16 protein-coding genes are annotated in these 15,715 nt (G+C 65.1%); all 16 read right to left on the reverse strand.

Annotation, left to right across the window (positions count from 1 at the left end; genetic code table 11):
* Positions 1-230: 230 nt before the first annotated feature.
* The gene (locus GWK63_RS12675; RefSeq protein WP_007397750.1) at positions 231-956 is read right to left on the reverse strand and encodes a response regulator transcription factor; all 726 of its coding nucleotides are present in this window, start codon (positions 954-956) and stop codon (positions 231-233) included.
* A gap of 138 nt (positions 957-1,094) precedes the next feature.
* Entirely contained in the window at positions 1,095-1,898 is an 804-nt protein-coding gene (gene thiD, locus GWK63_RS12680) for a bifunctional hydroxymethylpyrimidine kinase/phosphomethylpyrimidine kinase (protein WP_007397749.1), read from the reverse strand.
* A 4-nt stretch (positions 1,899-1,902) separates the two neighbouring features.
* A complete protein-coding gene (gene glmM / locus GWK63_RS12685) occupies positions 1,903-3,261 on the reverse strand; it encodes a phosphoglucosamine mutase (RefSeq protein ID WP_039998665.1) in 1,359 nt (452 codons plus the stop codon).
* Positions 3,262-3,313: 52 nt separating this feature from the next.
* Entirely contained in the window at positions 3,314-4,351 is a 1,038-nt protein-coding gene (folP, locus tag GWK63_RS12690) for a dihydropteroate synthase (protein ID WP_099963170.1), read from the reverse strand.
* Positions 4,352-4,450: 99 nt separating this feature from the next.
* Positions 4,451-6,391: an ATP-dependent zinc metalloprotease FtsH gene (gene ftsH, locus GWK63_RS12695; RefSeq protein ID WP_007397745.1), complete on the reverse strand. Its 1,941-nt coding sequence runs from the start codon at positions 6,389-6,391 to the stop codon at positions 4,451-4,453.
* A 132-nt stretch (positions 6,392-6,523) separates the two neighbouring features.
* Positions 6,524-7,801, reverse strand: coding sequence for a tRNA lysidine(34) synthetase TilS (gene tilS, locus GWK63_RS12700; RefSeq protein ID WP_007397744.1), 1,278 nt, complete (start codon positions 7,799-7,801; stop codon positions 6,524-6,526).
* Positions 7,802-8,563, reverse strand: a complete 762-nt coding sequence (locus GWK63_RS12705) for a tol-pal system YbgF family protein (RefSeq protein WP_039998664.1) — start codon at positions 8,561-8,563, stop codon at positions 7,802-7,804.
* A gap of 111 nt (positions 8,564-8,674) precedes the next feature.
* A complete protein-coding gene (pal, locus tag GWK63_RS12710) occupies positions 8,675-9,145 on the reverse strand; it encodes a peptidoglycan-associated lipoprotein Pal (protein ID WP_007397741.1) in 471 nt (156 codons plus the stop codon).
* Between the two features lie 248 nt (positions 9,146-9,393).
* The gene (tolB, locus tag GWK63_RS12715; RefSeq protein WP_007397740.1) at positions 9,394-10,764 is read right to left on the reverse strand and encodes a Tol-Pal system beta propeller repeat protein TolB; all 1,371 of its coding nucleotides are present in this window, start codon (positions 10,762-10,764) and stop codon (positions 9,394-9,396) included.
* Positions 10,765-10,794: 30 nt separating this feature from the next.
* Positions 10,795-11,787 carry a hypothetical protein gene (locus GWK63_RS12720; RefSeq protein ID WP_007397739.1) on the reverse strand — a complete coding sequence of 331 codons (993 nt, stop codon included), beginning with the start codon at positions 11,785-11,787 and terminating at the stop codon, positions 10,795-10,797.
* A gap of 30 nt (positions 11,788-11,817) precedes the next feature.
* Entirely contained in the window at positions 11,818-12,255 is a 438-nt protein-coding gene (tolR, locus tag GWK63_RS12725) for a protein TolR (protein WP_034933589.1), read from the reverse strand.
* Between the two features lie 2 nt (positions 12,256-12,257).
* A complete protein-coding gene (gene tolQ / locus GWK63_RS12730) occupies positions 12,258-12,923 on the reverse strand; it encodes a protein TolQ (protein WP_007397737.1) in 666 nt (221 codons plus the stop codon).
* Between the two features lie 201 nt (positions 12,924-13,124).
* Positions 13,125-13,544 carry a YbgC/FadM family acyl-CoA thioesterase gene (locus GWK63_RS12735; RefSeq protein WP_034933593.1) on the reverse strand — a complete coding sequence of 140 codons (420 nt, stop codon included), beginning with the start codon at positions 13,542-13,544 and terminating at the stop codon, positions 13,125-13,127.
* Positions 13,531-14,592: a Holliday junction branch migration DNA helicase RuvB gene (gene ruvB / locus GWK63_RS12740; protein WP_007397735.1), complete on the reverse strand. Its 1,062-nt coding sequence runs from the start codon at positions 14,590-14,592 to the stop codon at positions 13,531-13,533. The genes GWK63_RS12735 and ruvB overlap by 14 nt, the downstream gene beginning before the upstream one ends.
* Complete coding sequence (ruvA, locus tag GWK63_RS12745) at positions 14,589-15,212, reverse strand: Holliday junction branch migration protein RuvA (RefSeq protein WP_007397734.1); 624 nt, start codon at positions 15,210-15,212, stop codon at positions 14,589-14,591. The genes ruvB and ruvA overlap by 4 nt, the downstream gene beginning before the upstream one ends.
* Positions 15,209-15,715 (reverse strand): crossover junction endodeoxyribonuclease RuvC, encoded by a 507-nt coding sequence (ruvC, locus tag GWK63_RS12750; protein ID WP_007397733.1) that lies wholly within the window; start codon positions 15,713-15,715, stop codon positions 15,209-15,211. Before ruvC ends, ruvA begins: the two co-directional genes overlap by 4 nt.

A 15,715-nucleotide genomic window follows, 5' to 3' on the forward strand; every position in this document is an offset into this window, starting at 1 on the left:
TGACGGAAAAAACATATGCATTATTCCCGCAGAGTTTGATTTATCTCATGTCTCGAACGGTAACACCAATGCCATACCATAGGGGCGATGGGGGCATCGCATATCGAATCATCACTTAAAAACCTTGGCAGGTTCCCGTTATGGGAACCTGCCATTTTTCTTTGTGCGGATCGGGGGCGCAGGCAGGCTGCGGGGTGGGCGGACCGGGTGGTTCAGGGGCCTGGCCGTTTTCAGGCCGTCGTGGCCTGCGCCATCGTCCTGTCGCGTGGCGTGGGCATGGCGCCGGCTTCATCACGCAGCACATAGCCCTGCCCCCACACGGTGGCGATCAGCTGGCCCGCGCCGGCGCCCTGCAGTTTCTTGCGCAGCTTGCAGATGAAGACATCGATGATCTTCATCTCCGGCTCGTCCATGCCGCCATACAGGTGGTTGAGGAAGGCATCCTTGGTCAGGACCATGCCCTTGCGCAGCAGAAGCAGTTCCAGAATCATGTATTCCTTGCCCGTCAGGTGCACACCCTGCCCGTGCACGCTGACCTCCCGGCTGCCAAGGCACAGTTCCAGATGGCCCGCGCGCAGTGTCGGCTCGCTATATCCCTTCGAACGCCGGATGACCGCCTGCATCCGTGCCGTCAGTTCCATGGATTCGTAGGGGCGGGTCACGTAATCATCCGCGCCGGTGGAAAATGCCCTGACCTTTGCGGTCGCGCTCTTTTCCTCTGCCAAGACCATGACCGGCGTGGGTACCCGCGCGGCGCGGCTTATGCGGATCACTTCAAAACCGTCCACATCGGGCAGGTCCACGTTCATGACCGCCAGATCATAGTTATAGGATTTTAACATCCCCAGGGCATCGTGGCCGGTGTCGACATGATCGACCGTAAATCCGGCCTTCTCCATATGCCGCGTGGTCTCTTCGACTTTCCGGGCATTGGGCTCAACTAGCAAAATCCGCATATCGACCATCCAGTAGATATTTGTTCTACATCTACCTATAGGTGTATGCCATATTTTGAACAACCTAAAGTTGATGATATGTTAGCGGCATTCTATTCGTTTATCGTATTAAAAAATCCAAATTCAGCTAATAAATAGTTAATTATATCTTTTTTCACATCCTGCCGCATGATTCAGCGGGCCAGCCCCCGCCCCATAACCCGGAGCCGCGGCAATGGCCCGCCGGACATAATCGCGCGCCCGTACCACCGCATCACGCAGTTCCATGCCCTGTCCCAGCCCGGTGGCGATGGCGCTGGCAAGGGTGCAGCCGGTGCCATGGGTATGGCGGGTAGGAATGCGCGACCCGGTAAACGCCTCCATCCGGCCGCCCTGCTCCACCAGCACATCGACCAGTTCATTCCCTTCCATGTGCCCCCCCTTCAGCAGCACGGCGCGCGGGCCAAGGGCCAGCAGGTCGTGCGCCGCGTCCACCATCTCCCCCCGCCCGGCAATGGGGCGGCCCAGCAGGGCCTCGGCTTCGGGCAGGTTGGGGGTCAGCACCGTGGCCAGCGGTACCAGCCGCTCGCGCAGGCTTGCCAGCGCATCGTCACGCAGCAGGGGCGCACCACCCTTTGCCACCATGACCGGGTCCAGCACGTAGGGTATGTCGGCGGATGTCACCAGCACGGCGGCAATCGCCCCGATCACTTCCGGCCGGTCCAGCATGCCGCTCTTGAAGGCATCCACCCCCAGGTCATCCATCACGCAGCGCATCTGCGCCACGATGAATTCAGGGGAGACCGGCATGACATCATGCACCCCCAGCGTATCCTGTGCCGTAAGGGCGGTGATGGCGGTCATGGCAAAGCCGCCCAGTACCGTCACGGTCTTGATATCGGCCTGGATACCGGCGCCACCGCCACTATCGCTTCCCGCCATGATCAGAATGCGCCCGCGCATGGCCTCAGCCCGCCATCTGCACGGCATTGATGGATTCGCACATGTCCTCCACCACGTCCTTCACCAGCGCCTCATCCTCGGCTTCCACCATGACACGCACCAGGGGCTCGGTCCCGCTCTCGCGCAGGAGCAGGCGCCCGTGCTCACCTAGCCGCTTTTCAGCCGCCTTGCGGGCTTCGTGCACCTGCGGGTCATGCAGCGGACTCCTGCCTACGAAGCGGATGTTGCGCAGCATCTGCGGATAGGGCCGGAACATGCGGCACACCGCACTGGCGGGACAGCCCGTTTCCACCACCTCGGCCAGTACCTGCAGGGCCGCGACCAGCCCGTCCCCCGTGGTGGCGAAATCGGACAGCACCATGTGCCCGGACTGTTCGCCGCCAATATTGGCGCCCAGTTCGCGCATCTTCTCCACCACATAGCGGTCCCCCACCGCCGTGCGCACCAGTTCCAGCCCCTGTGTCTGCAGATAGCGCTCCAGCCCCATGTTGGACATGACGGTCGCCACGATATGCCGTCCCGAAAGCCGCCCCTGCCGCGCCCAGGAGGTGGAGATCAGCGCCAGGATCTGGTCGCCATCGATCAGCCGCCCCTTTTCATCGGAAATCAGCACCCGGTCCGCATCCCCGTCCAGTGCTATGCCGATATCGGCACGATGGCGCAGCACGGCGGCACACAGCGCCTCGGGCCGGGTGGAGCCGCAGCCTTCATTGATGTTGATGCCATCAGGGTCGCAGCCGATGCGCACGACTTCCGCCCCCAGTTCCCACAGGGCGGTGGGGGCAACACGATAGGCGGCGCCATTGGCGCAGTCGATCACGATGCGCAGGCCGTCCAGCCGCAACCCGCGCGGGAAGGAGGACTTGGCATTCTCGACATACCGGCCCGCCGCGTCATTGAGCCGCGAGGCACGACCGATCTGGTCAGGGGCGGCCAGCCTGTCGGTCAGGTCCATGCCCATGTCTTCCTCGATGCCGGCTTCCGTCTCGTCCGACAGCTTGAAGCCATCCGGCCCGAACAGCTTGATGCCGTTATCGCCATACGGATTATGGGAGGCCGAGATCATGACCCCCAGGTCAGCCCGCAGCGAACGGGTGAGCATGGCGATGGCCGGGGTGGGCATGGGGCCTACCAGCGTCACATCCATGCCGGCCGACAGGAAACCCGACACCAGCGCGCATTCGATCATGTAGCCCGACAGGCGCGTATCCTTGCCCAGCAGCACGCTATGGCGGTGCGTGCCCTGTATGAACCGCAGCCCGGCAGCCTGGCCCAGCTTCTGCGCCACTTCGACCGTCATGGGAAAACGGTTGGCGGTACCCCGAATTCCATCCGTGCCGAAAAGCTTGCGTGTCTTTACCATTTACCGGGGGCCTCCAGCTGCGTTCGTGTCGTACATCGACCTACCTTACCTGTCAGGGGCGATCCAGCCCCTGGCTGATCCGCATGGCCTGCATCATCGCGCCCACATTATGCACACGCAGCACGGGATCGGGAAAAACCATGGCGGGCAGGCTGGCCGCCACCGTGGCCGGATCACGCAGCAGCGCATCGGGTTCGTGGCAGATCTCGCCCAGCATCCGCTTGCGTGAAACGCCCATCACCACCCGGCACCCCAGGTTGGCCAGAAGCGGCAGGCGCGCCAGCAGGTCCAGGTTGCCCGCCACCGTCTTGGCAAACCCGATGCCGGGGTCAATCAGGATCCGCGTGCGCGCAATACCTGCCGCCACCGCCGCCTCCACACGGGCTGAAAGTTCACGCAGCACATCCACCGCCACGTCATCATAAGCCGTATGGTGCGCCATGGTGGCGGGCGTGCCACGCATGTGCATGAGCATGACCGGACAGCCATGCCGCGCCACCACCGCACGGGCCGCCGGGTCATGGGTCAGGGCGGAAACGTCATTGATCACATCGGCCCCGGCATCCAGCGCACGGTCCATGACCGACGCCTGCCGCGTATCGATGGACAGCAGCAGGCCCGACAGCGCGGAACTGGCCCTGACCGCCTGGATGACCGGGCCAATCCGCCGCCATTCCTCATCCGCCGCCACGGCGGGCGCACCGGGGCGGGTGCTCTCGCCGCCGATATCAACAATCCGGCAACCGGCCGCATGCATGGCCTGTATGGATTCAAGCGCCGGGCCCGCATGGTAATGCCTGCCCCCGTCACTGAAGCTGTCAGGGGTCACGTTGATGATCCCCATGACCTGTGGCCCCGGTGGCAGGCCCGCATCGGGCGCGGGCAGGCTGACCCGCAGGGCAGCCTGCGCCCATGGGGAGGGAATGGCGCCGGCAGGCACGATCTGCCCCGCACCCTCGCCCCCCAGCAGCCGGGCCAGCGCGTAGGCATGCGGGCCGCCCGCCAGCCAGCGCGCCTGCCGTCCTGCCACGGCCTGCGCCGCGGCACGGCCATGCAGCAGCGCAAGGGGTTCGATCAGCCGGTCATCCATGCCTTCATCCTGCCGGTCGGGTTATGATGTGGTACAGACAGACATGGCGGGACAGCCATTGGCCATCCCGCCATGTTTTCCACCCCATGACCCGACGGACTAGCCTGCTGGCGCCGCACCCACGCCATCATCAGCCTTGGGGGCGGGCAGTGGTGCGACGGGAGCCGAGGGAGCCGAAGGCGGCACGGACGGACGCCGGTTTTCAGGCATCGGGTCATCCACCACCACGCGCTCGATCTTCTCGCCACGCAGCACCTGCCGGATTTCCTCACCCGTCAGGGTTTCATATTCCAGCAGGGCGGAACCCAGCATGTGCAGCTGGTCAATGTGATCAAGCAGCAGGGTGCGGGCGCGGTCATAGGCGGCATCGATCAGCTTGCGCACTTCGTTGTCGATCTCGCGCGCCGTCTCCTCGGACACATTCTTGTTCTGCGTGACACTATGGCCCAGGAAGACTTCCTGCCCGTTGCCGCCATAGGCGACCATGCCCAGCTTTTCACTCATGCCCCATTCGGTCACCATGCGGCGCGCCACGTCGGTCGCCATCTTGATATCACCCGATGCACCCGTGGAGACATTGTCGGGACCAAATATGATTTCCTCGGCCGCGCGGCCGCCCATGGCCAGCGTCAGCTTGCCGATGCACCACGACCGGCTTTCGGAATAGCGGTCCTTTTCCGGCAGGCTCATCACCATGCCCAGCGCCCGGCCGCGCGGTATGATGGTCGCCTTGTGCACGGGGTCGGAGCCGGGGGTCAGGATACCGACCAGCGCATGGCCACCCTCGTGATAGGCGGTCATCTTCTTCTCGTCCTCGGTCATGACCAGGGACCGGCGCTCGGCCCCCATCATCACCTTGTCCTTGGCGTTCTCGAACTCCAGCATGGCAACGGTGCGCTTGCCCAGACGGGCGGCCATCAGGGCCGCTTCGTTCACAAGATTGGCCAGATCCGCACCGGAGAAGCCGGGCGTGCCACGGGCAATGACCTTGGGGTCCACGTCGGAGGCCAGCGGCACCTTGCGCATGTGCACGCGCAGGATCTTCTCGCGCCCCGCCACATCGGGATTGGGCACCACCACCTGCCGGTCAAAGCGGCCGGGCCGCAGCAGGGCGGGGTCCAGCACGTCGGGGCGGTTGGTCGCGGCAATCAGGATCACGCCCTCATTGCTGTCAAACCCGTCCATCTCGACCAGCATCTGGTTCAGCGTCTGCTCGCGCTCGTCGTTGCCACCGCCCAGGCCCGCGCCACGATGGCGGCCAACGGCGTCGATTTCATCAATGAAGATGATGCAGGGGGCTGCCTTCTTGCCCTGCTCGAACATGTCACGGACACGCGATGCACCGACACCGACAAACATTTCCACGAAGTCGGAACCGGAAATGGTGAAGAACGGCACGTTCGCCTCACCCGCGATGGCACGGGCCAGCAGCGTCTTGCCGGTGCCGGGGGGGCCGACCAGCAGCACGCCCTTGGGGATCTTGCCGCCCAGGCGGGTGAATTTCTGCGGATCGCGCAGGAAGTCTACAATCTCCTGCAGTTCACCCTTGGCTTCATCAATGCCCGCCACGTCATCAAACGTGACGCGCCCCTGCTTTTCGGTCAGCATCCGGGCGCGCGACTTGCCAAAGCCCATGGCACGGCCACCGCCGGACTGCATCTGGCGCATGATGAAGATCCATGCCCCCACCATCAGCAGCAGCGGCGCATAGTTGATCAGGTAGCGCAGGAAGGGATTGGTATCGTTCTCCAGCGGCTTGGCCGCGACCTCAACCCCCTTTTCCGTCAGGCGGGGGATCAGGGTCGGGTCCTGCGGCGCATAGGTATCGAACGATGTGCCATCGGTCAGGGTGCCGGTAATATTATGTTCCTGCACCACCACGGAGCGCACATGGCCGCTGTTCACGTCCCCGATGAAATCGGAATATGCCAGTTCCTGCGATGCATGCTGCACGCTTCCCGGCTGGAAAACGTTAAACAGCAGCAGCAACAGGACGATGATGATAACCCACAGGGCCAGGTTACGACCAAAATTGTTCATCTTGCCTACTGTTCCATCCGCTGGCCCCTCCACCATCGCCCCGGATCAGGCGGACGAGCAGACGCCACGTTCACTACGTTCTATCATACATAGGACGATCAAGGGATATTCACACCCCCAATCCATTACCTTTTATACAGCATTCCCCGTCTCGCCCCCAAACCGCGCGCCCGGCAGAACCGGCTGGGGGGGATGGTTCACAAAAACCGCATCCGCCATGCCACCCTGCGTGCACACGCCCATATGGGGCACGGCCACAACCCGCCCCCCGTGCCACAGCGCGGGAAGCGTGCGCAGCACGCGCGCGGGCCAGACCGGCCGGCCGCGCCTGGCAGGCCACCATGATGCCACGGCACCGGCCGCCCCCATGGCGCAATCCGGCGGCAGGCTGCCCGCACGCAGCACGAAACGCCGGTCCCATACGCATTCCGTCCACGCGGGCATCCGTGGCGCCATGGCCGCTTCCTCACGCGCGACAAGCCACTGCCCGTCCCGCCATGGCATGATGGCAACGCCTGCCAGCGTCGCGGGTTGTGGGGCCTGTGCCAGTAAATTGATACGCGTGCGGTCGGGGGGATAGTCATGGCCGCCCACCACCCGGACCAGGGCGGACAGGATACGCGGCGGCGCAAGACCCGCGGGCAGCACCACCCAGCCGCCAGGGTGAAAGCGGGCATGGCTGGCCAGCCAGCACGCATCTGCCCGGTCACGCTCCATGCGGGCCTGTCCCGCCTGCAGGGCCTGCGCCTTCAGTGCCGCATCCCGCCCCGCATCCTGTGCCAGAGCCTGCCGCGCCCGGGCCCGTCCGGTGCGCAGGTCGGCATTGGACGGGTCCTCCACCCATGCCAGACCCGCCGCGCGCACCGTGGCGTACAGGGCAGGCTTGGCAAAGGACAGCAGGGGCCGGACAAGCCGGACATCATGCATGGGGGTTACCAGCGCCATGCCAGCCAGCCCGTCATCCCCGCTTGCGGCATGCTGACGCATCATGACCGTTTCGGCCTGATCGCCCGCATGGTGCGCCACCAGCAGGTCCAGCGCCCCGATTTCACGACAGGCGGCAGACAGCGCCGCATAGCGCATCCGCCGCGCACGCTCGGCCATGCGGGGGCCGCGTTCCAGCCCCTCCAGCACCAGCAGGCGCGCGGACAGGCCAAGGGCGGACAGGCGGCCTATGGTCTGCTCCGCCTCCCGCCGGGATTCGGCGCGCAGGCCATGATCAACCACAAGCCCGACCACATCGGGCCGCCACTGCCGGGCCAGTACCGCCAGCGCCATGCTGTCCGCCCCGCCCGATACCGCAACCGCAACCGGCACGCCATGGCCCGGCCAGGGGCCAAGGGCCGCCATGACCGGGGCGAACTGCCTCAACCCCAGCGGTTCAGCCGGGCCATGCGGCTGGCCGGGCATTCAGCTGCTGCACTTGGCGCGCTTGCGATAGACCTGTTCCGCCGACTTGATGCGCGGCGCGGGTTCGGGAAATTCACTGGCCAGCTTGTCCAGCGCCTGACAGGCCGATGCCCTGTCGTTCAACGCCACCAGCGTTGCCGCAACCCCCAGCAGGGCGCTGGGCGCGCGCGCGCCGTGGGGGGCACGGTTATACGCATCGTAATAGGCAAGGGCCGACTGGCGGTACTGCTTCTGCCCCGCCAGCGACTGGGCCAGCAGGTACTGCGCATCTACCTGCCTGGGTGACCTGGGACCGGAAAGCACCTGCTGCGCATCGGTCTGGGCGGCCGCATAATCCTGCTGCATCAGCGCGTCATTGCCAGCCTTGAGCAGATCATCCGCGCTGCGCTTCGCCGCGGGGGCAGCCGCTACGGGCGCGGGCGCGGCCGTGTCCGCCGCCACGGGTGCCGCAAGTCCCGTCCCACCCGTGCCGCCATGGCCATGCTGCATGGCGAAATTCATGTCCTCGATCTGCTTGCTCATGGCCGCGTTCTGCTGCTGGACCTGATTGGTCAGCTGGTCGATCTGGCCACGCATGTCGCGCGTTTCCTGCTCCAGCGTGTTGACCCGGTCCAGAAGCTGCAGGGTCAGGTTGCCGTTGTCACCGGCCCATGCCACGCCCGTACCGGCCAGCAGCGCCATACCCCCTGCCAGCATGCCCATCCTGCCCCACAGCCGGGAACGGGAAGCCACTGAAAGGAAACCTGACATTACAGATCGCATGAACCAAACCCCTTCTGACAACTATGCATGCCTGCCTGAAACAAAACCGGCCGAGCGATAAGCGCCCGGCCGGTTCCATACTGCCACGCCAGAGAAAGCGGGAGCAGAGCGTTACTGTACCGCCGTGATGGCGTTACGGTTCTGGGCCCAGGAAGCCTCGTCGTCACCAACAGCGGTCGGACGGTCCTTGCCGTAGGAGATGGTGGTCATGCGCGAGGCATCGACACCCTTCGCCACCAGATAGTCGTGTGCGGCGTTCGCACGGCGCTCACCCAAGGCGATGTTGTATTCTTCGGTGCCGCGATCATCGCAGTTACCGGCAATCTGCACATGCACCTGCGGGTACTTGGCCAGCCATGCGGCCTGCTTGTCGAGTTCCGCCTTCGCATCGCTGGACAGCGTGCTCTGCTTCAGCGCGAACAGCACGCGGTCACCCGCCGTCGCGACCAGATCAGCCTCGCTGCCCGGCGCCGGGCCGACCTGCTGCGTGGCTGCGCCCGTGTTCACGTTCTTGTCCGCGTGATCGGAACAGGCAGCGAGGAAAAGGGCCATGCCGGCCGCACCAAGAAGCTTCAGTTTCATTACTTTTGATCCTGGATCGGTTTCTTTGTTCGAAACCAGTTGTTGAATTTCCGGATTTAAATATGGAACGGTCCCGAGTCTCGTTGCGCCCTGCCAAACAAACTGTAAAACAGAAACTCGCGATCGCTGGAAACCGGCATCAGCATAGACGGGAAACCGCGCCTTCGTCAATGTTGGACAAACACATACCGGCCACCCGCCCAAGGCGGGGATCACGATCCGTTATTTGTCCAACACATTGATATTTATTATTTATTTAGCGGCGACCATGTGGGGTCGGACGCGCTGCCCGCCGGAAGCGCGCGTTCATGGAAGCCGGTAATGTCGATTGTGCTGATACCTGTTGCAAATCCGGCACCACCACTGCCCGCCGCGCTCTGCCGGCAGAAGGCCAGGACACGGCCATTGGGGCAGAAAGCCGGGCTTTCCACGGTAAAGCCCTGGGTCAGAATCCGCTCCCCCGTGCCATCAGGCGCCATTACACCAAGTGAAAAACTGCCATTGGCAATACGCGAGAACGCGATCAGATCGCCACGCGGCGACCAGACGGGCGAACCATACTGGCCGTGACCATAGGAAATGCGCTTCGCATCCCCGCCCGATGCACTCATGATATAAAGCTGCGGGGAACCGCCGCGGTCGGAGTTGAACACAATCTGTGACCCGTCGGGACTGAACGAGGGACTGGTGTCAATCGCGCCAGAGGCGGTCAGCTGCCGCCGCGACATATTGGCAAGGTCCACCAGGTAGATATCGGACCCGCCGCCACGCGTAACCGACAGGATGACGGAGCGGCCATCGGGCGCGAAGCGGGGTGCGAATGAAATACCGGAGAAGTCACCAAGCAGGCGCTGCTGCCCGGTATTGAGGTTGAACAGGTAAACGCGCGGCCTGTAGTTGGCGTATGACATGAACGCCAGTTCACTATTGGCCGGATTGAAGCGCGGCGTCAGGGTCAGCCACTGGCCGTTGGTCAGATAACGGCTGTCGGCGCCATCCTGATCCATGATGGCCAGCCGCGTGGTCTGGTGTGCACGCGGGCCGGAACGCGCGATATAGGCGATGCGGGTGTTGAAATAGCCCTGCTCGCCCAGCATGCGGTTATAGATCACATCAGCAATCACATGCGCGATGCGACGCCAGTCCTGGGCTGCGGCGGTATAGGCCGTGCCCTGGATCTGCTTGCCCACCAGCACATCCCACAGGCGGAACTCCACCCGCAGGGAGCTGCCCTGCTCCACGACCTTGCCGGTCACGGCGGCACGCGCGCCCATGGATTTATAGGATGCAAAATCCGGCGTGCCCTGCGGCATGCTGGCGCTGATGGGGCGGAACAGCCCGCAATTGCCAAGGTCGGCCGAGATCACATCGGTAACCTGCTGGGCCACCCCACTGCCAAGCGAGGGCAGGACAATGGGAATCGGCGCCGTACGGGCCTGGTCCACCGTAATCTCGGCCTCCCCCGCGGCCTGCGCGTGGGCCGCACCCGCCGTGAACAGGGGCGTGGCCATAAGCCCCCCCGCCACACCCGCGCCCATGAAACCACGCCGGCTGAATGCGGCTGCCAGCCGGGCTGCATCCTCATCGGGGATCAGTGGCTTTACGCTTCTTGACGTCATCTTCCTCTCCTCGCCTTCGTCCGCTGCAAGTCAGGGACGGAATACGAATTTCAGTTGTCTGGTCTGGCCCAGCAGGTTCTGCGGAATCGGCAGCTTGGCACAGGTGGGGCTGAGCACCGCATCACGCGCGCGTTCCGCCAGGGCGCGGTATGACGGGTCCGATGCCATCTGGGCCTGTGTCTGCGGTGCGAATTCCACCAGCCGCGCCGTGCCGGTCTCATCCACGGTCACGACCAGATGCGCCACGAACTGGGCATAGTTACGCGCGGCCGTATCCTCCGAATAACAGCGGCGCACGGCACTGCCGATCGCCTTCTGCTCGGTAGAGGTCAGGGCACTGGTAATATCCCCATCCGGTGTGCCCCCCCCATCGGGCGCGCCACCCTGCAGCGGGTTGGCGCGGGCCTTGGGCGGGTGGGTCTGCTTCTGGTCCGCGCGGAAGGAATCAAGCGTTGCCAGCAGGGAATGCGTGTCCGGTACATGCTTCTTCGCCTCGTTGGGCTGGGTCGTGCGTGACTGTTCCTGCACCTTTGGCGCCGCTGTCGGGTCCGGCTGGGCGGATGGGGGCACGGGCGCATGCGCCTGCGCGGGCGCGGCCTTGGCTGGCGTGGGCGGCAGCCTGACCGCATCGGGCGAAGGCTGCTGCTCACGCGGCGGGGTCGGTGCGTCGGGCACGGGCCTTGGCGCCTGCTGCGGTGGCGGCATGGGCGGCGGCGGAGGCGGCGGGGGGGCCGCTTCCTCATTCGGTGCCTTTTCGGGCGGTGTCGGCGCGGGGGGCGCTTCCTGCCTGACCGGTGCCGGGGCCGGTGCGGGCTTGGGGGCCGGTTTATCGCCCTTGTGCGGGGTGGACGTGCCGGTATCGGCGGCAAATTCCATCTCGATCGTGGGCGGCGGTGGCGGTTCGGGGGGAACCGGCACCGGCAGCCTGAGCAGAACGGTCAGCAGCAGGGCCACATGCAGCCCGCCCGAAACCAGGACGGAACGCCGCATGAGGATGCGTTCAGAGCGACGCGGTGGCACCACGGTCAGACGGCTCCCGATATCCGGTTCAGGTCAGTGGCCGCCGCCGGGCGGCTGCTGGGCAAGAAGGGCCACATGCGTGAATCCGCCCGCCGTGATCTGGCCCATGATCTGCATCACCCGACCATAATCGATGTGCGAATCACCACGCACGAAAATACGGTGCTCACGGTCGTTCTGGGACGCGGCCTTCAGCTGGTCCACCAGCTGGTCCTGGGAGACGGGATCATCACCCAGGTACAGGTCGCCATTGGACCGGATCGAGACGGTAATGGGCTTGGTGTCGGTATTGACCGGCGCCGCATCCGTCTTGGGCAGGTCCACGTTCACGCCGCTTGTCATCATCGGTGCCGTCACCATGAAAATGATGAGCAGCACCAGCATCACGTCAACCAGCGGCGTGACGTTGATATCCGCCATGGGCCGCCGCTTGCGCCGCCGCCCACGCAGGTCGCCCAGGCTTGCCCCCATGCTTACGCCCCCCTCTCTTCGGACTGACGCGACAGGATGGCGGCGAATTCGGTACCGAAGGCATCCAGCCGGTCCTCGAACACGCTCATGCTGTTGCTGATCACGTTATAGGCGATCACGGCCGGAATGGCCGTGACCAGGCCAATGGCGGTTGCGAACAGCGCTTCCGAAATACCGGGGGCCACGACCGAGAGGTTGGTGTTGTGCATGGCCGCGATCGAGCCAAAGGCATGCATGATGCCCCACACCGTGCCGAACAGGCCGATAAACGGCGCCACCGGCCCGATGGTGGCCAGGAAGATGATCCAGCGGTTCAGCCGGTCCATCTCCCGCGTTATGGTGATGGCCATGGCGCGGTTGACGCGATCCTGCACGCCGCCATGCACCAGGTCGATGCCGGATATGCGCGACGACCGCCGCCATTCCCCCATGGCCGCGCCGAAAACCGCCGCCATGGGGTGGACGGGCTTCGCGCCATCGGATTCGTACAGATCCTCCAGGCTGCCGCCAGCCCAGAACCGTTCCTCGAAATCATTGGCCTGCCGGTTGACCCGGCGGACGGTCATGAATTTGTCGAAAATGATTGCCCAGACAATCACACTGCAGCTTACCAGGCCGATCATTACCAGCTTCACGACAATGGATGCGTGCATGAACAATGCCCACATCGACAGATCGCCTGCTGCAGCCCCCAGATTCGCCGCACTAACCGCTTGGTCCAAATATGCCTCCTGCCCACCTTGACCGTTCGCACAAACACGAAGATTGCCCGTTTAGCAAGTCACGGCCAACCCGCTTTCCGCACAGCCTTGCATCACGGTCAACCCATGACACGAAAAGACCATGCTCAATGCATGACTTGATGGTGTTCAGGCGACCAGTGCGCGCAGCAGATCACGCCAAGGCGGCGGAAATCGGGCAGCGCGCCCGTCTGCCGCCCGCACGCAGGCCAGACGGACATCAAGCGTGCCGCAACCCGGCCCCCCTTCGTTCCCGACGCGGTGGAAGTCCTGCCACAGCCGGCAGCTTGCCGCCCCCAGTTCGGTCAGGCGAGTCGTGATGCGCACCACATCATCAAGCCGCAGCGGCGCGCGGTAATCGATGGCGGCATGGCGGACCACGAAGGCCAGCCCGTATTCACCCAGCAGATCGGACGCCGAACGCCCCTGCGCGCGGATGGCCTCGGTCCGGGCGCGTTCCGCCAGGCCAAGGTAGCGGGCGTGATAGACCACGCCACCCGCGTCCGTATCCTCGTAGTAGATACGGAAGTCGATCTTATGTTCCACCATCGATTCCATCCCCCAGCAGGTCACCCTGTCCGGGCGTGCGGGCGGGCGGCTGCAGGCCCAGATGCCGCCAGCCCCGCTCACCCAGCATGCGCCCGCGGCTTGTCCGCAGCACAAGCCCTTCCTGTATCAGGTAAGGCTCGATCACGTCCTCCAGCGTATCACGGGCCTCGGCCAGGGCCGCGGCCAGTGTCTCCACCCCCACCGGGCCACCATGATGATATTCGGCAATGCGGCGCAGGTAACGGCGGTCCATGCCGTCCAGCCCCATCGAATCAACTTCCAGGCGCGACAGGGCGGCATCGGCCAGCGCCCGGTCCACGGGTCCCCGCCCGGCCCGTGCCACGGCGGCAAAGTCACGTACCCGGCGCAGGAGCCTGCCCGCGATACGCGGCGTCCCGCGGGAGCGGCGGGCAATTTCCTCCGCCCCTTCCGGTGTCAGGTCGAATTCCAGCTTGCGCGCGCCCCGTGTCACGATCTGGCACAGTTCCTCGGGCGTGTAGAACACCAGCCGCAGCGGGATGCCGAAACGGTCCCGCAGGGGGGTGGCCAGCAGGCCGGCGCGCGTGGTGGCCGCCACCAGCGTGAAGGGGGCAAGGTCGATCCGCACGGAGCGCGCGGCCGGTCCCTCGCCAATGATCAGGTCAAGCTGGAAATCCTCCATCGCCGGATAGAGCACTTCCTCGATGGCGGGATGCAGGCGGTGGATCTCGTCGATGAACAGCACGTCGCGCGGCTGGAGGTTGGTCAGGATCGCCGCCAGATCCCCCGCGCGCTGGATGACCGGGCCGGATGTGGCGCGAAACCCCACACCCAGTTCACGCGCCACGATCTGGGCCAGCGTGGTCTTGCCCAGTCCCGGCGGGCCGTGCAGCAGCACATGGTCCAGCGCATCACCGCGCTGGCGAGCGGCGGCGATGAAGATGGCAAGGTTTTCACGGCTGGCCTTCTGGCCGGTAAAATCATCCAGCGTCTGGGGGCGCAGCGTGCCTTCGCCGCCATCTTCCTCGCCCCGGCGGGCGTCGATCTCGCGCTCCGGCCGGTCGCTCATCGGGCCAGTTCCTTCAGCGCGTCACGGATCACGATATCAAGGTCCACCTGGCCTTCATGCCGTTCGATCACCCGTTCCACCACCGGCTGCGCCTCCCCACGCCTGAAGCCAAGGCCGGACAGCGCCAGGACCGCATCCGCCGCAACGCTGTGCGCGGTGGGCCGCGTGATGGTAACACCCGGCACCCCGCCCCCGGTGGCAACCATGCCAGTGGGCATGCCCTCGCACTTGTCGCGCAGTTCGGTCACGATGCGCTGGGCCAGCCGCGCGCCCACACCGCCTGCGCGGGTGAGCATGGTCTTGTCACCTGATCCGATCGCCATCATGAGTTCAGGCGGCGGCAGGACCGACAGGATGGCCAGCGCCACCTTGGCCCCCACCCCCTGCACCGTGGTCAGCAACCGGAACCATGCGCGTTCGGAGGCCTCGGCAAAGCCATACAGCAGGATCGCGTCCTCCCGCACCACGGTCTCCACCAGCACCAGCGCCAGTTCCGGCGGCTGGGGCAGCACCGCCAGCGTGCGGCTGGATGCCTGCACCAGATAGCCGACACCGCCTACGTCAATCACGCAGCGATCGGCCTCCACCTGCGCCAGCAGGCCACGCAGCTGCGCGATCATGCCATCCTCGTGGCGCGGGCAATCTGGGCCGCACTGGTGCGGTGATGGGCATGGCAGATCGCCACGGCCAGCGCATCCGCCGCATCCGCGCGTTTGAGCAGGGCAGTGGGCAGGATACGGCGTACCATCATGCTGACCTGTTCCTTGGTTGCGGCCCCGGTGCCCACAACCGCGCGCTTGACCGTTTTCGCCCCGTATTCGGCCACGGGAATATCCAGCAGCATCGGCACCAGCAGCCCCACGCCACGGGCATAGCCCAGCTTCAGCGTAGCAGACCCGTTGCGGTTGACGTAGGTTTCCTCCACCGCCGCTTCATCGGGGGCGAAGTTGCGGGCCAGTTCCAGCAGGGCATCATGCAGGTGGCGCAGCCGCTCCGGCACACCCAGCGCCGAGTCGGTGGCGATCACCCCATCGGCCACATGGGTCAGCCGGTTGCCCTGCGCCGTGATCACCCCCCAGCCGGTAAAACGCAGGCCGGGGTCAATGCCCAGGATACGGACCAC

This window comes from Komagataeibacter rhaeticus, from assembly GCF_011611525.1.
Taxonomy (GTDB): domain Bacteria; phylum Pseudomonadota; class Alphaproteobacteria; order Acetobacterales; family Acetobacteraceae; genus Komagataeibacter; species Komagataeibacter rhaeticus.